The organism is Paenibacillus sp. SSG-1, from assembly GCF_002224835.1.
Lineage (GTDB): Bacteria > Bacillota > Bacilli > Paenibacillales > Paenibacillaceae > Paenibacillus_AQ > Paenibacillus_AQ favisporus.
The window spans coordinates 2,467,434-2,489,833 of record NZ_MBRK01000001.1 but is presented as its reverse complement, the minus strand read 5'-3'; the positions used below and the strand labels follow the sequence as shown (position 1 = coordinate 2,489,833).

At 52.4% G+C, this 22,400-nt stretch carries 22 protein-coding genes; 1 reads left to right on the top strand and 21 read right to left on the bottom strand.

Annotation, left to right across the window (positions count from 1 at the left end):
- Nucleotides 1-41: 41 nt before the first annotated feature.
- Entirely contained in the window at nt 42-2,864 is a 2,823-nt protein-coding gene (locus BCV73_RS11580) for a DEAD/DEAH box helicase family protein (protein ID WP_089547204.1), read from the bottom strand.
- A 186-nt stretch (nt 2,865-3,050) separates the two neighbouring features.
- Here BCV73_RS11580 and BCV73_RS11575 point away from each other — a divergent pair, with 186 nt between their 5' ends.
- The gene (locus tag BCV73_RS11575; protein WP_089547203.1) at nt 3,051-3,479 is read left to right on the top strand and encodes an EamA family transporter; all 429 of its coding nucleotides are present in this window, start codon (nt 3,051-3,053) and stop codon (nt 3,477-3,479) included.
- A gap of 9 nt (nt 3,480-3,488) precedes the next feature.
- Here the strand turns inward: BCV73_RS11575 and BCV73_RS11570 are convergent, their stop codons facing one another.
- The 20 genes from BCV73_RS11570 to BCV73_RS11480 all read right to left on the bottom strand — a co-directional run bounded on the left by BCV73_RS11570 (nt 3,489) and on the right by BCV73_RS11480 (nt 22,398).
- A complete protein-coding gene (locus BCV73_RS11570) occupies nt 3,489-4,808 on the bottom strand; it encodes a VTT domain-containing protein (protein ID WP_089547202.1) in 1,320 nt (439 codons plus the stop codon).
- A 326-nt stretch (nt 4,809-5,134) separates the two neighbouring features.
- Nucleotides 5,135-5,779 carry a TVP38/TMEM64 family protein gene (locus BCV73_RS11565; RefSeq protein ID WP_179231967.1) on the bottom strand — a complete coding sequence of 215 codons (645 nt, stop codon included), beginning with the start codon at nt 5,777-5,779 and terminating at the stop codon, nt 5,135-5,137.
- A 15-nt stretch (nt 5,780-5,794) separates the two neighbouring features.
- Nucleotides 5,795-6,961, bottom strand: coding sequence for an MGDG synthase family glycosyltransferase (locus BCV73_RS11560; RefSeq protein ID WP_089547200.1), 1,167 nt, complete (start codon nt 6,959-6,961; stop codon nt 5,795-5,797).
- Nucleotides 6,962-7,043: 82 nt separating this feature from the next.
- On the bottom strand, nt 7,044-7,220 hold the full coding sequence (locus BCV73_RS35030) for a hypothetical protein (RefSeq protein WP_179231966.1): 177 nt from the start codon (nt 7,218-7,220) through the stop codon (nt 7,044-7,046).
- A gap of 47 nt (nt 7,221-7,267) precedes the next feature.
- Nucleotides 7,268-8,065, bottom strand: a complete 798-nt coding sequence (locus BCV73_RS11555) for an alkaline phosphatase family protein (RefSeq protein WP_179231965.1) — start codon at nt 8,063-8,065, stop codon at nt 7,268-7,270.
- 124 nt (nt 8,066-8,189) lie between these two features.
- Nucleotides 8,190-8,807, bottom strand: coding sequence for an undecaprenyl-diphosphatase (locus tag BCV73_RS11550; RefSeq protein ID WP_089547198.1), 618 nt, complete (start codon nt 8,805-8,807; stop codon nt 8,190-8,192).
- A 112-nt stretch (nt 8,808-8,919) separates the two neighbouring features.
- Nucleotides 8,920-10,326 carry a HAMP domain-containing sensor histidine kinase gene (locus BCV73_RS11545; protein WP_089547197.1) on the bottom strand — a complete coding sequence of 469 codons (1,407 nt, stop codon included), beginning with the start codon at nt 10,324-10,326 and terminating at the stop codon, nt 8,920-8,922.
- Nucleotides 10,323-11,000, bottom strand: coding sequence for a response regulator transcription factor (locus tag BCV73_RS11540; protein ID WP_089547196.1), 678 nt, complete (start codon nt 10,998-11,000; stop codon nt 10,323-10,325). The genes BCV73_RS11545 and BCV73_RS11540 overlap by 4 nt, the downstream gene beginning before the upstream one ends.
- A 201-nt stretch (nt 11,001-11,201) precedes the next feature.
- Complete coding sequence (locus BCV73_RS11535) at nt 11,202-11,813, bottom strand: C40 family peptidase (RefSeq protein WP_089547195.1); 612 nt, start codon at nt 11,811-11,813, stop codon at nt 11,202-11,204.
- 214 nt (nt 11,814-12,027) lie between these two features.
- A complete protein-coding gene (locus tag BCV73_RS11530; protein ID WP_089547194.1) occupies nt 12,028-12,783 on the bottom strand; it encodes an ABC transporter permease in 756 nt (251 codons plus the stop codon).
- A complete protein-coding gene (locus BCV73_RS11525; protein ID WP_089547193.1) occupies nt 12,774-13,451 on the bottom strand; it encodes an ABC transporter ATP-binding protein in 678 nt (225 codons plus the stop codon). The genes BCV73_RS11530 and BCV73_RS11525 overlap by 10 nt, the downstream gene beginning before the upstream one ends.
- A 188-nt stretch (nt 13,452-13,639) precedes the next feature.
- Nucleotides 13,640-14,812 carry an amidohydrolase gene (locus BCV73_RS11520; RefSeq protein WP_089547192.1) on the bottom strand — a complete coding sequence of 391 codons (1,173 nt, stop codon included), beginning with the start codon at nt 14,810-14,812 and terminating at the stop codon, nt 13,640-13,642.
- 41 nt (nt 14,813-14,853) lie between these two features.
- Complete coding sequence (locus BCV73_RS11515; RefSeq protein WP_089547191.1) at nt 14,854-15,309, bottom strand: MarR family winged helix-turn-helix transcriptional regulator; 456 nt, start codon at nt 15,307-15,309, stop codon at nt 14,854-14,856.
- A 139-nt stretch (nt 15,310-15,448) separates the two neighbouring features.
- Nucleotides 15,449-16,141 (bottom strand): SDR family oxidoreductase, encoded by a 693-nt coding sequence (locus BCV73_RS11510; RefSeq protein WP_089547190.1) that lies wholly within the window; start codon nt 16,139-16,141, stop codon nt 15,449-15,451.
- Between the two features lie 44 nt (nt 16,142-16,185).
- Nucleotides 16,186-16,965 (bottom strand): ABC transporter ATP-binding protein, encoded by a 780-nt coding sequence (locus tag BCV73_RS11505; protein WP_089547189.1) that lies wholly within the window; start codon nt 16,963-16,965, stop codon nt 16,186-16,188.
- A gap of 28 nt (nt 16,966-16,993) precedes the next feature.
- Nucleotides 16,994-18,085: an ABC transporter substrate-binding protein gene (locus BCV73_RS11500; RefSeq protein WP_218828128.1), complete on the bottom strand. Its 1,092-nt coding sequence runs from the start codon at nt 18,083-18,085 to the stop codon at nt 16,994-16,996.
- A gap of 89 nt (nt 18,086-18,174) precedes the next feature.
- On the bottom strand, nt 18,175-18,972 hold the full coding sequence (locus BCV73_RS11495; RefSeq protein ID WP_089547187.1) for an ABC transporter permease: 798 nt from the start codon (nt 18,970-18,972) through the stop codon (nt 18,175-18,177).
- 36 nt (nt 18,973-19,008) lie between these two features.
- A complete protein-coding gene (locus BCV73_RS11490; protein WP_089547186.1) occupies nt 19,009-19,836 on the bottom strand; it encodes a VOC family protein in 828 nt (275 codons plus the stop codon).
- Nucleotides 19,837-19,858: 22 nt separating this feature from the next.
- Complete coding sequence (locus tag BCV73_RS11485; protein ID WP_076165914.1) at nt 19,859-20,839, bottom strand: zinc-binding dehydrogenase; 981 nt, start codon at nt 20,837-20,839, stop codon at nt 19,859-19,861.
- The gene (locus BCV73_RS11480; protein WP_089547185.1) at nt 20,836-22,398 is read right to left on the bottom strand and encodes a class I adenylate-forming enzyme family protein; all 1,563 of its coding nucleotides are present in this window, start codon (nt 22,396-22,398) and stop codon (nt 20,836-20,838) included. Before BCV73_RS11480 ends, BCV73_RS11485 begins: the two co-directional genes overlap by 4 nt.
- Nucleotides 22,399-22,400 lie beyond the last annotated feature (2 nt).

Genomic DNA, 22,400 nt, shown 5'->3' with positions numbered 1-22,400 from the left:
ATAATTCACCAGCTACAGTGCCGCATGTGATGGTTCTCGCCTTACCGCCAAGCGCTGACCCGCTCGGATTTGCGGACAAACATCGCCGTCAGGGACTTCGCTCTCGCATCAAGCAGCTTCCTGCGACCCTCGGGAGTCCGGGTATAGACCAGCTCAGCCGGTCCGATATGCTTGCGCCACAGAACGGCAAAACGCTCGGCAATGTCCTTGCAGCGTCCGATCTCCTCCGGGACGGCATGATAATCATGCGACTGGCCAAACCACCGCCGCGATGTGCGATAGACTAAATAGCGGGGATTATCGATCGGATCGAGCAGCTGCTGCAGAGCATTGAGAAACAGCGTCTTTTCATGCGTACTCCCATCCCTCAGCCAGCATACGAAGGTACCTCCTTCCTCCTGGGTACCGATCAGATGAATGCTCGGAGCGGGTTGGACCAGCTTCATTTCATACAGCACGGTGTATACGGCTAATCCGACTTCGCGAATGCTTCGATCCAGCGACTGGTGCTTGATCGTCATTTTTGCAGCCTTGTAGATCCAGGGGCTGGCACAGACGGCCGCCAAGACGGCAGCGATGCTGAGTTTGAACCATCCCGGTGCATCCGAATGCAGCATTTGAGGCGATGAGGCCGCATCAAAAAAGGTCTCCAAACCGAGCACCAGCGCAAAAATAAGAACTGCTTTGATCGTATAGGGATAAGCCACCGGCCTTGGAACGCTCTTGCCTTCCGCCTTCAACTCCTCGGTCATCGAACCCTGCAGGGCGACAGCTGATGCCCAGTGCTCCTTAAGCAAATGCCGCTCCTTTGCCCTTTCCAATGTTTGTGCGTTGTACAGCTCAATATCCCTTTCCGCTAACTGTCCCTGCCCCAATCCCATTCGCTCCATGCCGGATTCGATCGTCTCATTCGTAATGGACAAGCCCACCAACGAGCGGAAACGTCTGGTAAGAGACGTCATATCTTCTCCTCCATCCGCAAGCTCCGTATCGACGCAGGCCAAATGCCAGATCGCCCCGGTTTTGTCCGGATTTCCGCGCTGCGAACGGATCGCACGGCCCCGCATCTGATTGGACAGCATAAATGAGCCTACGTAGGAGGCCATGATCATCGAATTGATCCCCGGCGCATCCCATCCTTCGCCCAGCAGCGCAGCCGTACCAACGAGTACGCGGACACCGCCTTGGTCAAAGAGCTCTGTGACCCATTCGACGATAACGGAACGATTCGAATCGCGCACATCGATCGTCACGTATTCGGAATCGTGGGCGAGCGGCCGCTCCGTGAGCGTAATACCGCGCTGACCGGCCGTCTCCCGCACCCATGCCGCCGCAGCGACTGGCAGGATCACAAGGGAGCCGGTCAGAACGCCGATGGGGAGCTCTCGCCCACTCGGTCCTTTTTCTCTAAGCCGTCTGCGGATGGTTATGAAAATCGGGACCACCCCGAGGCGCTGAATCGGCTGTTCATCCCCCGCTTGCTTAGGCATGTCTTCCTTCCGGATATAATCGGTCAGGATGACCATGCGCAGGCCTTCGCCAAGGACCGATCTCTCAAAATCGAGGATATGCCCGATTTGCTTCAGCTTCGAAACGCTGTGAATCAGCATTTTGTCCAGTGCCGGGGTGGACCGCAAGTACAGCTTTCTCCGCTCAATCATGCCAAGTTGGCTGAGCCGTCTGCGAAGTTCCTTCAGCTCAGGCCGATCTGAATCCACATGGGCATCTTTAAACAATACCCCGTTCAACAGCTCCTCCAGCCATTCGTCGCTTAGATTTGGCGTATCTGCTTCTTTGAGCCCCAGCAGCTTGACCGCATCGCGCCACACTGGCTGATTCGCCGCCCGTAAGAAAATGACCATGCTGGAGTAATAACCAGGGGAAGATAATATCTCTTCCATATGGGATTCCGCGTTCGTGATCCAAGGGTGGCCGACGATCAGCTCGGTTATGAACTTGTCCCGGATGAGCTCGCCCCGCAGCCTGGCCGCATGCATGCGAAACTCGCGGAGCTGTGCCGCTTCCTTCTCCTCAGGCGGGGTCAGCATGATGTAATCCTGATGCGGGCATAATTCGCCATGACGGACAAGCTCCGGCACGCTGATCTCCTCATCAATCGGCCCGCACAGCTCGATATACCGCTGCCACTCGTTCGGATTCACGTCAAACGGCGGCGTTGCTGTCAGCGCAATTTTGGTCGGCCGCTCCAGCAGGCCGCACAGCTGAACCGCGCTCCTCCACCAGGACACGCGCAAATGATGGGCTTCATCAAAAATGACGGTGTTCAGTCCCAGCTTCTTCAGCTTTTCAATGATCTCTATCGCTGCTGAAGGCTGGCCCACCTCTTCTTCCTTTTCCGCCTCATCCGTGTCTTCTGGAATCTCCTGCTCCTCCGGAGCCGATCCATGATCAGTCGCAGCATCTTCCGTATCATCGACCGCAGTTTTCATCCCGTGGTCACGTAGAACAGTAGACTGCTTGTCTCCCTGCTCCTCATCCTTTTTCCCGGCGGCAGTAAGAACGGTATGTAAGGCCTGATATGTTGTAATTGTGACCATGGCCGGATGATGAATGGAAGTCGACAACCAGTCCGGGCGTATGTCTGTATCCAAAAAAAGCTCCATGAAGCGGTTTGCCCACTGCTCCTTGATCGTCAAGGTCGGTGCCAAAATGATCGTCGGCCGGTTGATCCGCAGCATGACTTCCAGGCCCAGAACGGTTTTGCCGGATCCGGGAGGCGCAACAAGATGCAGGTGCCGATTGCGCAAATGCTCGTCCAACCGGTCCAGTATCCGCTTTTGATAGGAACGCCACGGATAGCGAAATTTAATATGGTCAGGAAAAACCTTGGTCTGATTCTCCATGGCAGTTCACCTCTTTTCATCTATTTCCTTTCGTCCCTATCCCTCTTTACGCCGAAAAACGTGCCAGGGATTCGGGGAATGGATATTTTGTAAAATCATTCATGATTTGAGCCCGTGATGAACAATACTATAATAGGGAATCTTTGCCGCTGTTGAAAAGTCATTTATGAAAAAAGGGGGATGCTTATGGCTGCATGGCTTATTTACGCGCTGCTTTCAGCCGCGGCGGCTGCGCTGGTGTCCATTTTCGGGAAAATCGGTCTGCAAAACATCGATGCCAACGCCGCCACGGCGATCCGGGCCGTCATTATGGCCTTATTTCTGCTCGGCGTCATTGCCGTACAGGGGAAGTTCGGCCAACTGGGAAGCATTTTGGCACAAAAAAAAGCACTCAGCTTCATCGTGCTCAGCGGAGTGGCAGGTGCAACGTCGTGGCTGTTCTATTTTTTGGCCCTCAAGTACGGCAAGGTGTCGCAGGTAGGCCCCATCGACAAGTTAAGTGTGGTGATCGCCGTCATTCTGGCCTTTCTGTTCCTCGGCGAAAAAATATCCTGGCTGAACTCGGCCGGCGTCGTGCTGATCGCGATCGGCGCACTGCTGGTTGCCGTGAAATAACCACACGGATTAAGTACCTTTGCTGCCGCTGCCTTTTTCTGGGGCTGTGCCGAGTTCCGACTCCTTGAATTTGCGCATAATTTCCAGCAGCATCACATGCAGACTGACCCAGACACCGCCAAAAATGTATCCGGCAAACACATCGCTTGGGAACTGCACGTGAAAATATACCCGGCTGACCCCGACGGCCAAACAGATCAGGATCACCGCCACAACGATGGGGATCCGGACGTAACGGAAGTGATAATGCCGCAGCAGTAAAAAGGCCGAAAAACCGCATACTGTCAGCGTAACTAACGTTTCCTCGCTCGGAAATGTATTGAACAGCTGTACGCCAGCTGCCACCGGGCCTGGACGATGAAACAACAGGCGGAGCACCCTGTCCAAGAACTCTCCGCCGGCCACAACCCAAACCAGGAACGACAAATCAAGCCCGCGGTCTCGGCTGTGGAGCACGATCCACAAGCCTGTCAGGCATAGAACCGGCCCATACAAATCCAAAGTTCCGAACCTCGCAAATACGTGCATCCAGCCCGCCCACTCTGGACCGAACAGAACCGATACTAAATAAGAGGCAATTTGGTCGAATTGTCCGTACTCATGCGACAAAAAATCTTGAATGACGCCGAGCATTAACGAAAAAAACAATACAAATGCAGCAAACGAGGACAGCAGCAATAGACGGACCTTTCCGAACGACTGAAAGTGCCGCACGCCGCTTGCCAGCAAATCCATCAATCGCTCGATCACTTGATGTTTATACTTGCGGTAGACATAAATAGCCGCTGTGACCAGTGTCGAACCGATCCCGAAAATAACCATGTAACGATTGACCGTAGAGTGATAGGCTTCCCATTTCGGGCCGAGCACTTTACCAAGCGAAATGAACAGGGCAACCCAGAAAAGCGCGCCCGTGTAGGCAAACAGCGCATAACGCCGGAAGGGCATACGCGTTACGCCGCAAAAGTAGCCGGTAATATGACGGACCCCCGGTATAAAATATGCGGCAAACAGAAGCTTGTCCCCGTAGCGCTCAAACCAGCCCGTAATTTGATCCATCCTCTCTTCGGTGAGATGGACCTTGCTGCCATGGCGCGAAATAAATGGGCGTCCCAGCCGGTATCCGATCCAATAAGATAAAGTCACGCCGGTCAAGACGCCGGCTCCGGCCGAGGCCATGCTCAGCAGCCAGTTCAATTTGCCTTCATACACAAACAAACCGGTATAGCTCATCATCATTTCACCGGGAAGAGGCAGAGCAAGCATTTCCAGGCACAAAAATAGATAGATCAATGCGTAACCATAGTGCTCCAGCAAATTCGTCAGCATACGTACTTCCAGCTCCCTCTACACATAACCGCTATAACTTATTAATCGTATAACTATTACTTCATCGGCTTTATAGCAGCCACTCTCTTTATATTTCCCCTTCATTTCACGCTTTTAACATGCGCTGATCCGGTCTTGAATAATACGCCGTGTAAAAAGACTTTATCTTCTTGTCAAACCGAAGGCTCCAAGCCGAAATAACCAACCCCAACGAGAAATCCGCCGGGCTTGGTTGGAGTTACCTGTCATCCTATGAAACGCCAAGTTATTTTGCATGGATCCCAATTAACGGCAACCGTTTCTTGACTGCTCTCTTCTTGTCTACATTACTCCGCCGTCACCCTGCTTTTTCGGGACTTACCGGACGTCCGCTTCTTTACATACCATGACAAACCGGCAAGGAGCATGAAGACCATGCAGCCGATCACAGCCCAGAGCAGTGAACCTTTCCGTACACCGGCGTACAGTGCGCTCATAGCCACAGTATGCGGAAACACACCGATCGCCGTCGTCAGCATGTAACGAAATAGGTTAACCTTTAACAGCCCGGCGGCATAGTTGACAGCATGATAGGGGATGAAGGGAACGAACCGTGCGATCAGAAGGCCTTTAAATTCACTGGCTCTCAGCCAATCCTCCATTTTGGCAAGATACGGTTCAACCCGCGTACCTGCAAAATAAGAAGAGAAAGACCAGGCAAGCCAATATCCCCCAAAAGCTCCGATGATCCCTGAAGTCCACAAGCAGAGACCTCCCCAATATGGCCCGTAGATTTCCAGAACCATCACGGCGGTGATTTCGCCTGGCAGCGGAAGCATATTTAGCAGGGTTTGAAACAGAAACACAGCGACGAAGCCAATGAAACGATAGCGGCGTATCCACGCGACAACAGATTCCGCATCCCCTGTTTGCAGCACATAAACGGTATATATCGCCAAAGCGGTCAGGAGCAGCATTCCGAGCCATTTCATCCTATGCTTCATCGTTTAGGGACGAAGCATCAGCTCATAATCATGGTTTGCATCTTGATAGTTTTGCAGCGTCTTCAAAATATCGTTCACGACCCGCTCGCCTGCCGCTCCTTTATGAAATTCAGCCATTTTTCCGCGGATCCGATCGGCTATCGTCGGTGCCCCGAGAAAATCCCGAAGCTGCTCCGCGAGCTGGCGGACATTGGATGAAATCTGGGCCATGCCGTTGGTTTTAAAATAGCGGGCGTTTTCCCTCTCCTGACCGCCGTACGGACTCAGAATAAAAATCGGCAGCTTCAGAATGACGGCTTCGGACAAAGTTATGCCACCGGCCTTCGTTACGATGCAGGAGGACGCGGCCATCAGATCGTGGATGTTTTTGACGTATCCAACAATATTCACCTGCGGCTGACCCGAAAACAGCGTCGTCAATTTCTCATAGGCTTGCTGTTTGCGTCCGCATACGACTGTGATTTCGCAAACTTCCTGGTCAACCAGCAGGTGGATGAGCTCGACAAGCTGCTGGAACACCGTAAATGTGCCTGCCATAATCAAAATACGTTTCCCCTTGGCCGTTCCTTGTGCAGCACGGGGCAGCGGGGCTTCAACGGCTGCTGTATAGAATTGGGGCCTCACAGGGATACCGGTAACGCTGATTTTCTCCGCTGCGGCGTCATAGTTTTGGACCATTTGGTTCTTAATCTCGTTAGTAGCCACGTAATACGCGAACGTATCCGGATGAATCCAGCGGGAATGCAGGGCGTAATCGGTAATGACCGTAAACGTACGCGCGGCGTGAACGCATTCTCGCTCCGAAATGACGCCGAAAGGGAATGTATTGATGATCGCATCGGGCCGGAAACGGCTGATCGTCTCCAGCATTTTGCCTTTCACGAGTCCGTTCAGGTACCGCATCACCGGCCCGGATGGATTGGAATCCCGGGTCATGTAATAGCTCCAGCCATAATAATCGAAACCCAATTGGGACGTAAATGTGCTCATTTGATACACTTTCGAGAACAAGGAATTGAGTACCGGATGAGCTTCCTTCATGAGGTCAATGATTTGCACCTGGTTGACCTGCTGCGCATGAAAATAGTGCAATAACGCCGAAGATACCTGAAGATGGCCGTCTCCAAAGCCGGCTGTCAAAATCAAAATACGCGGGCGACGGTTAGACATACTTGTTCCCTCCCTTTGGTCTCATCGGATTGCCAGGCGACACAAGTCGATGCCTGATCCGGTCAGGATGATCTGCCAAGAGTTAACCGTAGTTACGCTGATACGAAAAATCCTTGCCGGGGATGACCAATATATGGTCCAAAATAAACTGCTGCTCTTTCTCGGAAAGGCCGGACCGTTGAATCATATGGCGGATACGTGTTTCCAACTCATGCATGGACTGCAAAAACAAATCCATATCCTGAAGCTTCTCATACATGCCTCTCACTCCCCATCTATATTCAAATTCCATGGCTTCAATTTCATTTAGGACGGCTTCCACAGATTTCGGATCGGTTCGCTGCCCGATGTACGGCCAAGATGTGACAAATCGTACAGGTCTTCCATTGTCCGCAGGACATTTAAATGGGTGATGTTCTGATCAAATACGGCTTGACGAACATGATCCCCCACGATCATCGTCGGGATATGATTACGGCTGCCGTAATCGTCTTCGTCCCAGGTTAAAATCAGGATGCTGTTGTGGCTTTTCGCCCATTCGACATAAGGGCCCATGTTCTGTTTAAGCCACTTGTCTGCCGCTTGGATCGTTCCGTCATGCATATCGTGATCCAGGTTAGGGATCACAAAGGAAACGGTCGGAAGCTGGGTGTATTCAGCCGGGAAATCTGTGAATCTCCGGTTTGCCGATTTCGGTACGTTGGTAAAATTCACCCATGGACTATGCTTTCTTCCGTACTGCTTGTTGGTGCACGCGGTCGATCCGACAGAAGGAAGACCTTCGGAGTATCCGGCAAAAGTAAACTTGTGTTTGAACAGCTCGCTTGCCAGATTGGGCGCGGTAAACGTATGTCCGCAGGAATCATTGTGAACGCCTTGGTCTGACCCGGAAAACAGGATTAAATAATTCGGCTGGCTTGGATGAGCATTCGCATACGATTCGGTGAAATACGCCCCTTGCTTAGCCAGGCTGTTCATATAGGGTGCCGCCCGATTCCCGATGATGTTTTGGCGGGAATGATTCTCCTCCACGACGATGACGACATGATCGGGAACCTTTGCCGTTTTTCCGCTTTGAGCTGCATTTTGGCCAACGGGTTTCATCGTCTGGGGCTTTGATACGCTTTGCCCTGCCTCCGCTTGCCCAGTTCCCTTGGGCCCGGCACAAGAACACAAGATACTGAGGAGAACAAACAGTATTGATAATTTACGCATATGCATTAACATTTCACTTCCCTGCTGGCAGTTGATCTTCTTTGTTCACATGCCGGGGCAAAATCTTTGATTCGTATTTTTCATACCACCCGAGACCCGCTTTAAATGAACGAGATACGAACGTGAAGCGATCCGCAAGATGGTGCACGCCTGCTGCAACAATGATACCGATCAACGCCCCACCCAATACGTCGAACGGATAATGTACACCCGTCCATACCCTGGAGAACGCAATACACGCAGCCAAGATCAGCCAGATGACCCCTTCGCTTCGGCGATATATTACGAAAATCGAGGCAATGGCAAATGCTCCAATAGAGTGATCACTTGGAAATGATGCATTGGCAGGATGCGGGATCAATTGGAGCACCGAATGGGTGACAAACGGGCGGTTCCGGTAAAATAAGTGGCCGATCACCCAACTGATTCCAAGCCCGATGGCAGCGGAGACGACGGACTCCACCACCATTCTCCGGTTGCTCTCCTTACGGGTGAACCAATAAACCAGCAGTCCGGCAAAAAATAAATAAAATGCTCGTTCCGCCAGGATACGCATAACAGGATTCAGGAAGATAGCGGATCTTCCCCACTCGTTAATGACATGAAATAGTTGATAATCGATTTGACCCATACTCATTCTCATACTCCTTCTGCTTGTTCTGATCTGATAACGATCCGTAGAGATCAGCTTAACGCAGGAATATGAAAATTTAATGAGAATAAGCCCATCAATGGCATCGGCTTTAGGAGGATACCGCTGGGAACGACAAGGTTACCCGTGTTCCTTCGTCTTCGACGCTCGTCATGTCGATCTCGCCTTGATAATGCGAAATGAGATTTTTGGCGATCGCAAGGCCCAGGCCCGTTCCTCCAATCTCCCTGCTGCGGGCCCGGTCTACGCGGTAAAACCGGTCGAAAACATGCTGGATCTCGGCCGTCGGTATGCCGATTCCATAATCTTGAATCGATATGCATACCCGTTTGTTTTCTTCATAGCAGCGAATGTCGATTTCTTTATGTTCCGCTGAATACTTGACTGCATTTTCAATGACGATCAACAGCATCTGCTCCAGGTGAAGCGGGTTGATCCTCACCATTTTGCCGGTACCCTCTGCTTTCATACGAAAAGCGAATTCCGGATACAAATCCTCCATCCGCTGAATGGTTTGGGCCATAAACGGTTCGATCCGGATCCGTTCGATCTGATCGGTCAATGTCGCTGAATCCGACCTGGACAGTGCCAGGAGCCCTTGTACGAGCCCCTTCAGCCTTCGGACTTCCTGGAGCGACGCATTCAGCGACTCATCCAGGATGGCCGGATCCTTTTTCCCCCATCGGTTCAGCATGTTCAAGTGACCTTCCAGAATGGTGATGGGCGTGCGCAGCTCATGCGAAGCATCGTCCACGAACTGCTTTTGCTGGCGGAATGACACTTCCAGCTGGTCCATCAGCTCGTTGAACAGGCTGGCCAACTGTGATAATTCATCCCCGTTTCCGATGTTTCCGACGCGTTCCTGAAGCCCGTTTTGCTTCACATTTTGGATAGTAACAGCAAGCGCCTTAACCGGCCGCAAAAACTGCTTCGCGATCGCCCAGCCACTGGCAGCGCTGATGCATACGGCCAGAAAGCCCCCGATGACCATGACCCACAGCAGCGTCGCGTTAAAATGGTCGAAAGTTTCGAGATTCGTCGCCATTTCGACCGTTCCCGATTCGTTCTTGATCGCAAAGGGTGTCCGGTAAATGAGAATGTGATCCTCTCCATGCCACGCATCCTGCAATGAGCTGGTCGTACTCGGAAGCGGGGTGATCCATTTCGGATTAAAATGGTTCGTGACCAGCAGCAGATTCGCCCCTTTATCGTCAATCAGGCGGATCATTTGATTTTTACCGAGAATATTGCGAATGAAAGAGATCGCTTCCGGTGATTCCAGCGATTCCTTCGTTGCCTGCTGTTCTTGCAAATAGCCCTGGACCTGCGACATCATGACGTGAAGCGCGTCCCGTTCCTGCTTCAGCATCCAGTGCTTCAATACCAGGTACTGGGCAAAATTGTACGTAGCGAACAGCAGAAAAATGAGCAGCGTAGCGCCAATCATCAGCTTCCATATGACAGGCAGCCGCTTGAGCCAATCAGTTATTCGCCTCATGTCCGCATCACGTATCCCATGCCGCGTACGGTTTGAATGATGCTTTCTTCTCCGGCAGAATCTAATTTATTTCGCAAATACCGGACATACACATCAACCACATTCGTCTCCACCTGCGAATCGTAGCCCCATACCAAGTCCAGCAGCATATCCCTGGTCTGGACCAGGTTTGGATGCTTCATAAACACGGCCAACAGGTCGAATTCACGCTTCGTCAGCTCGATGGGGGTACCGCCCCGGGTAGCTACTCTGGCATCCAGATCCACCGTGATGTCCCTGAATGTCAGAACTGCCCGGTTCGGTTGATCCTGAAGCTCAATCCTGCGGAAAATCGCGCGCATGCGGGCCAGAAGCTCCTCGATGTCAAAAGGTTTGGCGATATAGTCATCGGCACCGCTGTCAAGGCCCTGCACCCGGTCTTCGAGACCGTCTCTCGCCGTGAGCATGATGACCGGGGTACTTTTCGCATTCCGGAGCCTGCGGCACACCTCTACCCCGTCCAAATGAGGCAGCATGATGTCCAGCAGGATCATATCCCATTCCTCCGCCAAAGCGAGCTGAAGTCCACTGGATCCGTCATAGGCGGCCTTCACAAAGAATTGCTCATGCTCGAGTTCGAGCTGGATGAAACGCACCAGGCTCTTTTCGTCTTCTATAATAAGTATCCGTTTCACTGATATCTCCTCCAGGTTACTGCTGCGAAGACAAGTATATTGGAATTTCATGAGAAAATGATGAGAAGATAGGCACTGTTGCCATCAACAATCAGTACTAGTTTGATCATACCTTGGAATTGTAAACAAATGATAATCCTTCCTAACATTTTCTGTATACAAAAAGCAGAGCCTCACAAGAGACCCTGCCTTGAATGCTTTTTATTCTTGGCTGCCTGCATTTTGTCCGTTACTGCTCTGTTCATTTGAAGCCTGACTGCTTGCTGTCTGCCCGCCGGAAGTCTGTCCATTGTCGGAAATGACGCGACGAGCGGTTACAAAGGTATGATCCCAGGTGCTTCCTTCAAAATCCGATACCGTCACGCCAATACCGACTCTGTAGGTATGCAGCAGTTGTCCGTTGCCTATATAAATGCTGACGTGATTGATGACGCCGTCATGATTCGTATCAGAGAAAACCAAGTCCCCTGGCTGTAATTGATCCTTGGACACCGGCGTGCCTACCTGCGATTGATCTCTTGATGAGCGTGGCAGATCGATGCCGTTTTGCTTGAACACATATTGCGTGAATGAAGAACAATCGAATCCATCCGTTCGGCCGGATGGTGCCCCAAACTGATAACGAACGCCTAGAAATTGTTTGCCAGTCGCGATGACCCGATCCGCCACGGAGGTGTCAGATACCGAGGCTGCGTGAACCGGATGGGCCGGCAGCAGCATGCTTCCGGAAAAAGCAACGGAGAGGCACACGCCGATTCCCATAAAAGTTTTGACGATACGGCTCTTTCTGTTGAGGTTCGTGTTGTTGTTCATAAAGACCCTCCCTAGAAGTCGTATTGGATAAGTGAAATTCATGCGGATTAGTGCTTTACCCTTCACAAACAGTTATAGGCGATAGAAATTAAAAAATGATGAGAATGTCCAATATCCTCCTCAAGCAATTTTATCCAAGCCCATGCCTGCAAAGTAGAAACAAAGTACCGCTTGCTATCACCTTTTATGGGATCCAAATCAACATAGCAACGACTTATGTATCCGAACGCATAAATTGGCCCAGCTTACCGAACCATAACCGATAGCTCATCATTGCCAGCAAAATGCTGGTGAGCGCCGCCGACGAAGCGAACGCAAACATGATCAATATTTGATAACGGACCGCCTCCAGCGGACTGGCTCCGGCCACGATCATGCCCGTCATCATGCCGGGCAGTTGGACGAGCCCGACGGTCTTCATCCCGTCGATCGTCGGGATCATGCTGGAACGCGCCGAGCGGTTCAGCATGCGATGGATCGCCTGCCGTGGGCTCGCGCCGAGGGACAGCAGCGTTTCGACTTCTCCCCTCGAGGTCACCGCTTCCCGCTTCATTTGGTTCAAAAACAAACTGGACACGACCATGGCGTTGCCGATGGTCATGCCGCTGATCGGGATAACATAACGCGCTGTGAGCGGGATAATGCTTAGAGCGAGCAGCAACCCCATCGTCACAACTTCCGTAATCGTAATGGTCAAACCAACGTACAAATAGATGCGCTTGAGCCCTTTTCCGCGCTTGCCCGCATTCCAGGTAGCTACCGCAATCATAATGACCAGGATTAAGGCAACAAGCAGGAAATGGTGTGTGCCAAATATGTATTGAAGAACAAACCCAACAGCGAGCAGCTGTATCGCGGAGCGAATCGTTCCATATAGAATATCCCGTTCCAGTCCGAGCTTCTGCCATATGGATATGCCGACGGATACCGCAATAAATACAAGCGTCGAAGCCAGTGCGATCAAAGACATGATATTCCTCCCTCGGACAAGGTCCCATTGGAGAGCGACCATACCCTTTCCCCGATCCGTGCCGCTTGGTCGCGATCATGGGATATCCAGACATAGCCCGTTCCCTCCTGCCGATTGATGTCCGTAATCAAACGCTCAACCGCATATTTACTGACATCATCGAGCGAGGAAGTGATCTCATCCAGCAGCAAAAGCTTGGGGCGCAGCAATAAGGACCGCACTAGAGCCACCCGCTGCTTTTCACCGCCCGAAAGGGTGGAAGCTTCTTTGGACAAGCCCATATCTCCAAGCCCAACGCTTGACATCAGATGAGCCGCATAGGCTGGATCATATTCCGTATGATGCAGCCTGCTCACCGTACGCAGATTATCTTCGATGGAACCCTCAAGCATGATGGGCGTTTGACTGACGTAGCAGACGTTCATCCGCCAGGCTTGTGGATTCCACTCATGCAGTGGCTTTCCGAGCAGAAGCATTTCCCCGCTGTCCGCTTCATCGAGCAGGCCAAGAATGCGCAGCAGGGTGCTTTTGCCTTGGCCGGACGGCCCGACGAATACAATTTTCTCCCCTGCGGGGACGGTGCCGGCGATTTTCGAAAAAATGATTTGATTAGAGACCGAGGATATCGTTTTGCTTAAATTCGTAAATGACAAGATGTTATCGATCATTCATATAAATCTCCTCTGCGTGTGGCTTACTATCGTCGATTACCATCCATTTTAAACTTTCGCAGTCGGCTTGTCATGGCTTAAGGATCGATCGGTCTTCACTCATTTGCCTAGTTGTCGTGAGCAAATCGAGCATGCAGAAGCAAATGGAACAAACCGGGAAATAAAAAAGCCGCGAAGATCGCGGCTTATCGAGTATTCAATTCGTTGAGGCAGCGTACCGCCAGATGGCTGTAATATTCCGCAGCCGGGAGCAGCGCGTCCTCTTCCGGATTAAACTTCGGATGATGCAGCGCATAGGGCGAGTTAGACCCTACATACACAAATGCGCCTGGGATGTGCTGGAGATAGTAGGAGAAATCCTCCCCTCCCATGCTTGGTCCAAGCACTTTGGTGACATAGCCGGATTCCTCCGCCGCATCGCTGGCGAACTTGGCCCAATATGCGTCGTTGATCGTGGCTAGCGGTCCGGGATACCATTTCAGCTCGGCCGACACCCCTGCCGATGCTCCGATTCCGTCAATAATTTGCCGGATCGTGTCCGGAATGCGTTTCTGAACCTCCACATCGAGCGTTCTTACCGTTCCTTCGAGCTCCACTGTCCCTGGAAGGACGTTCCATGTGTTCCCACCGGAGATTCGGGTGACGCTGACCACGACGGCGTCGAGTGCGCTGACCCGGCGGCTGGAGATCGTTTGCAGAGCCAGGATGATTTGGGAGGCGGCGACGATCGCATCGGTCCCTTTCTCAGGCGTTGCCGCATGGGCACCGATTCCGTTAATGACGATTTCGAACCGGTCAACGCCGGCGGTGATGGCGCCTTCGCATGTGCCCAGTTCCCCTACCGCAAGCTCCGGCGAATTGTGAAGGCCGAAGATCGCCGATACGCCCTCCAACCCACCGGAGTCCACCACGTCTTTAGCTCCGTGTCCAGTCTCTTCGGCCGGCTGGAAAATGATCCGTACGGTTCCTTGAAGCTCTTGCTCCTTTTCCTTCAACAGATAGGCGGCTCCCAAGGCGACGGTTGTATGAAAATCATGGCCGCAAGCATGCATTTTCCCTGCAAACTTGGATCGGAACGGAACGTCCGTCTCTTCATCGATCGGCAGCGCGTCGATATCCGCCCGCAAGGCCATGATCGGTTCCCTGCCAGTGCCGATTTGGGCGATGACCCCCGTCTTAAGGTTGGGTAAATCCAGAATTTCAATATTGGCTTCCTTCAGCCACGCTTTGATTTTGCGCGTCGTTTCGAACTCTTCATTGGATAATTCGGGTTCCAGATGCAGATTGCGGCGGATGTCCACCAAGCGTTCCTGCAGCTTCGCAGCGGAACCGGTATTCGTTATACCGGGATTGGCCATGCGAATTCCTCCTTCTAACTCCGATGATGTAGTATACATTGTCATTCTTCAAGGTACCGGCTTAATTCTTCGGTATAACGCTCAATAAAGTGCAATATCAGCTTCTGCTCGTCCGGGGAATAACTGTCGAAGTCCCGGTCGATATCCGAGCTTCGGGACTCGTGATACCGGTAATGGCCTTCGAATGCAAGCTGTCCAAGCTCCGTCAGCCGGAAATGGACCTCTTTCTTGTTATCCTCCCGCTGGAACTTGCAGATGAGTCCCTTTGAGCCCAATTTGGCGATCGTCTTGGAGGCGGTTCCCTTGGTGATGTTCAATATGCTGGCAAGCTCCGTCAGATTGGAGTCCTGATGCCTTCCAATGGCTTCAATCATATGGATTTCCGAATAATACAGCAGCATGCCGGACACATATTCTTTTGGTTTTTTATTCAGGAGATTATAAATTTCAAACATCCGTCCCAAGGCCAGGTCCACTTGAATATGAAACTGATCCAATACAAACGCTCCTCTAAATTGTTGTGTTCGTCAGAAACATTCACCTCATCTTATCCGTTCTTCCAAAATCCGTCAATCAAACGCAAGGACCCATCGTGAAATTATGAAATGAACCTTTTCTAATGCCAGCTAGTATCGACTAAAAAGTGTCGCCCAGCATCGGTCGGACCGTTAGCTCTTCGACGACTGCCTGCGGACTTAAAGACAAGATGGCTGCAACCAGCAAACCGATGTCGCTGCCTTCCAGCAGTCGGTCCGGGGCTGTTCGCTCATTGGGAACGCGCCGCTCGGTAAAGGTACCGCCGGGATGGATCAGCGTCACACCGACTCCGGCAGGCTTCAGCTCCTCCCGCAGACCGAGCGCGTAATTTCGGAGCGCCGCTTTGGAAATGCCGTACAGCGAAGTATCCGATCGCAGTCCGGCCGTCGACCCGATGACCAGAATGCGTGGGTATTCACCTTGGCGGATCAGCGGAAGCAAAGTTCGCACCCAATTGTAGTTGGTTACGACATTGGCCAGAAGGATGCGCTCCAGCTCTTCACCCTTTGGCTCTGTAACAGAACGGGTGTCATCGAAGAAAGCGGCAGCGTTTAAGATGAGAACGTCCGGTTGGAATTGATGTTCCTTCATATATATAATGAGCCGATCCGGAGTTTCCTCGCTCGTCTGGTCTGCCGTGAAAACCAGTGCATTTCCACCAAGCGAGGTTCGCGCTTCGGCCAATGATTCCCCGTTCCGCCCCACCAGCAGCAGTTCATGACCGGCGATGGACAGCTGCCGGGCAATCGCAAGTCCGATCCCCCGGCTGCCCCCCGTAATGATGACTCTCATCGAAATCCCCCCATATCATCCGGTCTTTAGTCCCTTTGATTTGGTTAAATAAAATACTCCGTGTCATGGCTCTGGACCGGGTTGTTGATCGCCATATAAATCTTTTCCACAATACTCAAGAGCTCCATATCGTTCCGGTTACGAGGCCGATCGAACGGAACGTCGAAGATTTGCTGGATGCGGCCGGGACGCGGACTGAGAAGGACAATCCTTGTCGCCAAATAGACGGCTTCAGCCACGTCATGCGTAATAAAAAAGATCGTCTTCTTCTCTTTCTCCCAAATACGTATCATTTCGTCCTGCAAGGTCAACCGTGTCAAATGGTCCACCGCGCTGAAAGGCTCGTCCATAAGGATGACCCGCGGATCGGCAACCAGCGTCCGGGCAAGCCCGGCGCGCTGCCTCATGCCCCCGGAGAGCTGATGTGGATACTTGTCCTCGAAACCAGCCAAGCCTACAAGCTCGATCGTCTTTTGAACTTTGGCGCGCCGCTCCTCGCGGCTGACGCCGGCAATCTCCAAGCCGAATTCGATATTGCGGCGGATGCTCCGCCAAGGGAACAATGCGGAATCCTGAAACACGACGCCGATGTCGCGGCTGGTTCCGGCTTGCGGAACCTGATCCAGCAGCACCTCTCCGCTCGTCTGGGATAGCAGACCCGCGGTAATTTCCAGGAGCGTGCTTTTTCCGCAACCGCTTGGACCAAGCACGCACACAAATTCCCCGTCCTGCACCGTCAGGTTAATGTCGTGGAGCGCATAGGTTTGCTCTTCATCGATATTTTCGTATTCCTTGGTAATATGCCGAAGCCCGATTGTCGGCATGACATCAGCTCCTTTCCCGCTTCCCCATTTAATTGTTCGCCTTGTATTTCCCCAGCTTCAGCCTTTTGGCGACGCGCTCCGCAAACGTGTTGTCGAATGTGCCGTCGACCGAGATTTTGTCCCGCTGCATGCCGTATTGATTCAGCAGATCCTCGGTCACTTGCAGGCGGTTTTTATCGACGATCGGGTCGTTCTCCCAGAGGACGATTTCCGATTCGATTGCAGTACGTGCCGTCTTCTCATCAAGGTTCAAATACTTGGCTGCCCAAGGCAGGAATTCATCCAGATGCGTCTTGGCGTATTCGTTGGCATAGAAATACACTTCGAGCACGCGTTCGACTACTTCTGGCTGCTCCTTGATCAGCTTCTCGCTGGCTACCAGCACGCCGGTTTGGTATTTCGGCATAAACTCCCAAGTCTTGGCCAGCACATTCCCCTTGCCAGCTTGCTCCGCCATCGTTGCGAACGGCTGGTGAATAATCGTAGCGTCGACTTCGCCCGATTCAAACGTCGCGTAGGCGGATTGATACACGCCGTTCGGCACAAGCTGAACATCCTTTTTCGGATCGATGCCGTTCTGCGAGAGCACCTCCATCAAGGTGAGCGGCATACCTCCGATCGGCTGCGCAGAACCAATTTTTTTGCCTTTCAAGTCGGCGAACGACTTGATTTCGGGCTTGGCGATAATCCAGTAAGCCCCGCGGCTTCTCCACATATTGCTGACGACTTTAATTTTCACCCCGTTCACAATGGCAGGGATATAGGTTCCGGGATCCCCGTCGGCGATGTCGACCTCTCCGGCTCCGAAAGCCGCAACCGGGTTAATCGTATCGACAAAGTTTAAATGAATGCCGGCATCCTCATACCAGCCTTTGTCAATGGCAAACTGATTGGCAATTCCGGTCATCCCTTTGGAAAAACCGGCCGTAAGGGTGACTTCCTTGTTATCCCGCCCTTTCCATGGCGGAACCCCTGAAGCGATATCCACAGTTGTATTGTCCAGTGTACTTGTAGGTGCCTCCGTGCCGCTTCCAGCTTCGGCAGAACCAGTGGAGCTGGAGGAAGCGGGAGCATCCTTGGAAGACGAGCCGCAAGCGGCGAGCGTGAAAACCAGGGACAATGAGATAACACCGCTAATTGATTTGCGTAACCATTGATTTGAGTACATGTTCCTCTTTCCCACCCTTTGTATAATGTATAATTTTATAATCAGGCGATCCGGCTCGGCATCCACCGGCGGCATACCAATCTCTCGATCAGGTTGATCAACCCGACGAACAGAACGGATAACACCGTCACCACAATGATGACTAAATATAATCTTGGCGTATTCAGCACAGCCTGAGACTCATTCAGCAGGAAACCAAGCCCATTCTTCGCTGCTGCCATCTCGGCAAATACGACGCCGGTGATCGCCGTCGCCGCCGTCACACGCAGCCCGTTGAAAATGGAAGGAAGCGCCGAAGGCAGCAAAACCTTGAATACCGTTTGCGCCCGGCTCGCCTTAAACACTTTGGCCAGCTTCAAATGCTCCGTTCGGGTCTGCTTGGAACCCGTAACGGTGTTATACAAAATGTTAAAAAAACAGAAAAGAATGACCAGGACGACCTTGCTCTTGAAGCCGATGCCGAACCATACAATGAGCAGCGGCATGATAGCCGTCTTTGGAATGGCCATGATCGCCGCCATCAGCGGGTCGATCAGCTTTTCCAATAACGGGAATGAGACGAACAGCACTCCAAGCCCGATGCCCGCCACCGCCGAAATGAGATATCCTACCGCAACCTCTTGCAGGGAAACGGACAAATGCGGCCAAAGTGTGTTTTCTTTGAGCATATATACGAACTCCTGTACGATCTGGGAAGGGGAAGCCAAGAATACCCGGCTCACCCACTCCTTGGACACCGCCAGCTGCATGCCCGCCAGCAGTGCGGCAATAAATGCGATTTGAACAAATCGGATCCATAGGTTTTTCGCTTTAGTGTCTTTTTTGGTACGTAACGCCATGCGATGCCTCTCCTTTCCTTCAGGCGTCCCCTACGACTACTTCAAATGATAGAAAGAACCGTGAATGTTGACGTACTGCTCAGGTGAGCCTTCCTGACCGCTGTTCAGTCCGACTAGAAACGGACGCTCTCCCCTTGATTGCAAGTACTCCCTTGCGGGTCCCTCTTGATCGGGCTCCAGAAATACCAGTTGGAACGAACCCAGAGAAATGACTTGTTTCTTGCCCTTCCAATAGTCATCATAGACGGCTTCCCCGGCCTCTAAGTGGAGCCATTTCGTCCATCTGCCGACCGTCTTTCCCAAGTCGCGAACCGTAAACGCCACATAATCCAGAGTTATGGGACCCCTGGCATGATCCGTAATGGTGCCGTTTGCCGTCAGTTCGGCCCTTCTGTCTTCATCGGAATCGTTCCATTGGATGAAGAATGGCAGCGGCAGCCCTTCGTCAGGCAATCCTGCGAACAACAGCTTCCATTCCAGCAGTTTTCCGTCCGGCCTTCTGCGGGAACAATCTACAGGACCGATCACCTGATTACCCTCGGCGGCCAGCTGCTCCGCCAACTCATCAATTTGCTCCGTCCGCAGCGCGATCCGGCTGAGCCCTTCGACATAACCGTCACCTGCCAGCGTATCCACGAGCCCATAACGTTGGGTATCCTGGTGGGGAGGCAGCAGCTTCGGGTCAAAAATGCCGATCCATTCGATATAGCGAAGATCAAAATACGTTAGCGCGTTGTACGTTCCTACCGATTCGTGCCTCCCGCCGTTCACCGTATGAATCCCCAGCCCTGCAAGTTCTTCCGGCGCTTGCTCAGGTTTATTCACAAAATGTACGGCATGATCAAACGTTAATTGGACTCCCATGGTTCGCTCCTCCTTGGCTTGTTTAAGGATGAATGATAATCTTGCCGAAAAATTCCCGTTCTTCGATCAAACGGTGCGCTTCCCTGATCTCTTCCAGCGGCAGTACGCGGTCGATGACAGGCTTCAGTTTTTTACGGCTTACCAAATCCAGCAGCGTATGCAGATCTCCCTCTCCCCAGCCGTTGGAGCCGATGATCGAAATCTCACGGACCCATACGTACCGGAGGTCCGTAACGGCCTCGAACCCCGTCGTCGCTCCGCAGGTCAGAATCCGTCCTCCTTTGCGCGTCGCTTTGATGCTCTGCGGCCAGGTGGCTTTGCCGGTATAGTCCACGACAATATCCGCGCCTTGCTTGTCCGTCAAAGCCCATACTTCCTTGGAAAAATCGGTTTTGCTGTAATTGATCACATGATCCGCTCCAAGCTCCTTCAACTTCTCCGCCTTGCTGTCCGATCCGGCTGCCGCAATAATGCGTGCCCCTGCCAGCTTAGCGATCAGCACCGCGGCATTCCCTACGCCGCCGCTAGCCCCCAAGATGACAATCGTTTCGTTGGCCTGAAGCCTGCCCTGCGTAATCAGCATCCGCCAGGCCGTTCCATAAGCGATCGGCAGTGCAGCCGCCTCGTCAAAGGAGATGTCTTCCGGTAGTGGAATCAAATTGATTGCCGGAACCTTTACGTATTCCGCCAGTCCACCCGTCGTATCCTCACCGAGTGCCCCTTTGCCCGGGATATGCGGATCGATCAGGACCCGGTCACCGGGATTAACGTTCGTGACCCCGGATCCGATCTCTTCGACGACGCCGGCGACATCTCCACCTGAAATATGGGGCAGCTCCAGTTTTCTTCCAGGAATCCCTCTCCTGACGAAGATATCCAAATGGTTCAGGGATACCGCCTTAACTCTGACTAGAACTTCTCCATGACCGGCTTCCGGTTTCGGATAATCCCCCACCACCACATTGTTTCGATCTCCATGTTCAAGAATCAGCGCTGCTTTCATATCGATTTGCCCACTCCTTTTTGTAATTGTTCGGCCAACATTTGTTTGAGCCGCGTCCGATCCACTTTCCCCGGACCGGTCAGCGGAAAAGCGTCCAATTCGTAAATCTCGCGAGGATGCGCATAGGCCGGTCCCTGCTCGATGAAGAAGCGCTTGATTTCCTCACGATCGGTGGGATGATTCAATACGACAAATGCTGCGGGCACCTCACCCTTGAGTTCGTGAGGGACCGGAAGAACACAGGCATCCTCGACATGCGGGTGCTGGAGCAGGATGTTTTCGACTTCCTTCGGATAGACGTTCTCGCCGCCTACGTTGATCATGTCGTCCTTGCGTCCAACAATGTAGACATAACCCTCATCGTCCTGCCACGCCATATCTCCTGTTTTGAGCCAGCCGTCTGAGGTGATCCGTTTGCGCGTCACGTCCGGCAGATTCCAATAGCCGTCCGCTACGCCGGGGTTACTCACCCACAATTCGCCTATCGTTCCTTCCGGGACATCTGCTTCTGTCTCATTCACGATCCGAATCGAACATCCCGGCAGCGGAAAGCCGGCCGATCCCGGCTTGTGCAGGCCTTTACGCGATTCCAGCACAACCGGTCCTCCTTCGGTAAGGCCGTAACCTTCATACACCTCGATGCCCATCCACTGCTTGATGTCCTCCAGGAGTTCAACCGGCGTATCGGACGACCCGCATATCGCATACTTCAGTGAGCTGAGATCATAAGAAGCGGGTGACTCTTTCAGGTGAGTCACAAGCATGCGGTACAGGGCTGGAACGCCGGAAATATAAGTGGCCCGATGCGTCCCGATCGCATGAAAAATAGCCGCAGGCTCAGGTGCCGGTAGGATAACGGCAGATGACCCGGAATAAAACACCGCCTTCATGGACAGCATGGCATTCTTATGATAAAGAGGCAGGGATATCACGATCCGGTCTTCCGGCTGCAAGTCGCGGATTTCAGCAATCGCCGTTACGTTCCACAGCTGACCGCTGTGAGTGAGGCGGCATCCTTTGGGATTTCCCGTAGATCCGGAAGTGTACGGAAGCAGGCACAAATCGCCTCCGCGGGTCGGATACAGGTCCAACTGGGTATCCTGTGACGATAGTATTTCATCATACACCAATGAATTCAGCCCGTGATCGTCCGGATGTGATTCCGTCGTGCAGATGACGCTTGCCGCGACATCAGCCTCCTGATGAATGATCTTTGCCTTGTCCCCCATTGATGAGTGGTAGACCAGCAATCGGCTGCCGCTATCCCTGTAAATATAAGCAAGCGTATCTGCGCCCAGCTTCGAATTCATCGGCACCGGAACCGCTCCTATGGTCATCAGTCCGAAGCAGATTTCCAAAAACCTGAAGTCATTGATGAATAGCACGGCCACCCGGTCTCCGGGCTCAACACCAAGTCCGGCAAACAAATTGCCCGCCTGGTTTGTACGGCTTTGAAGCTCACCGTAGTTTATCGTTCTCCCTTGGGCAATGATCGCAGGACTTAAAGGAGCACGGGCTGCCGAGGAACGAATGATTTCTGCAAAATTGTAAGAGTTCATCG

Bases quoted from the DNA above. Each gene is read 5' to 3' on its own strand.
- BCV73_RS11480 (WP_089547185.1), bottom strand. From the start codon at position 22,398: ATGAACTCTTACAATTTTGCAGAAATCATTCGTTCCTCGGCAGCCCGT.
- BCV73_RS11580 (WP_089547204.1), bottom strand. From the start codon at position 2,864: ATGGAGAATCAGACCAAGGTTTTTCCTGACCATATTAAATTTCGCTAT.
- BCV73_RS11490 (WP_089547186.1), bottom strand. From the start codon at position 19,836: ATGGGAGTCCAATTAACGTTTGATCATGCCGTACATTTTGTGAATAAA.
- BCV73_RS11550 (WP_089547198.1), bottom strand. From the start codon at position 8,807: ATGGGTCAAATCGATTATCAACTATTTCATGTCATTAACGAGTGGGGA.
- BCV73_RS35030 (WP_179231966.1), bottom strand. From the start codon at position 7,220: ATGTATGAGAAGCTTCAGGATATGGATTTGTTTTTGCAGTCCATGCAT.
- BCV73_RS11575 (WP_089547203.1), top strand. From the start codon at position 3,051: ATGGCTGCATGGCTTATTTACGCGCTGCTTTCAGCCGCGGCGGCTGCG.
- BCV73_RS11505 (WP_089547189.1), bottom strand. From the start codon at position 16,965: ATGCCGACAATCGGGCTTCGGCATATTACCAAGGAATACGAAAATATC.
- BCV73_RS11560 (WP_089547200.1), bottom strand. From the start codon at position 6,961: ATGTCTAACCGTCGCCCGCGTATTTTGATTTTGACAGCCGGCTTTGGA.
- BCV73_RS11510 (WP_089547190.1), bottom strand. From the start codon at position 16,141: ATGAGAGTCATCATTACGGGGGGCAGCCGGGGGATCGGACTTGCGATT.
- BCV73_RS11485 (WP_076165914.1), bottom strand. From the start codon at position 20,839: ATGAAAGCAGCGCTGATTCTTGAACATGGAGATCGAAACAATGTGGTG.
- BCV73_RS11535 (WP_089547195.1), bottom strand. From the start codon at position 11,813: ATGAACAACAACACGAACCTCAACAGAAAGAGCCGTATCGTCAAAACT.
- BCV73_RS11520 (WP_089547192.1), bottom strand. From the start codon at position 14,812: ATGGCCAATCCCGGTATAACGAATACCGGTTCCGCTGCGAAGCTGCAG.
- BCV73_RS11545 (WP_089547197.1), bottom strand. From the start codon at position 10,326: ATGAGGCGAATAACTGATTGGCTCAAGCGGCTGCCTGTCATATGGAAG.
- BCV73_RS11530 (WP_089547194.1), bottom strand. From the start codon at position 12,783: ATGTCTTTGATCGCACTGGCTTCGACGCTTGTATTTATTGCGGTATCC.
- BCV73_RS11495 (WP_089547187.1), bottom strand. From the start codon at position 18,972: ATGGCGTTACGTACCAAAAAAGACACTAAAGCGAAAAACCTATGGATC.
- BCV73_RS11570 (WP_089547202.1), bottom strand. From the start codon at position 4,808: ATGCTGACGAATTTGCTGGAGCACTATGGTTACGCATTGATCTATCTA.
- BCV73_RS11525 (WP_089547193.1), bottom strand. From the start codon at position 13,451: ATGATCGATAACATCTTGTCATTTACGAATTTAAGCAAAACGATATCC.
- BCV73_RS11565 (WP_179231967.1), bottom strand. From the start codon at position 5,779: ATGAAATGGCTCGGAATGCTGCTCCTGACCGCTTTGGCGATATATACC.
- BCV73_RS11555 (WP_179231965.1), bottom strand. From the start codon at position 8,065: ATGAAACCCGTTGGCCAAAATGCAGCTCAAAGCGGAAAAACGGCAAAG.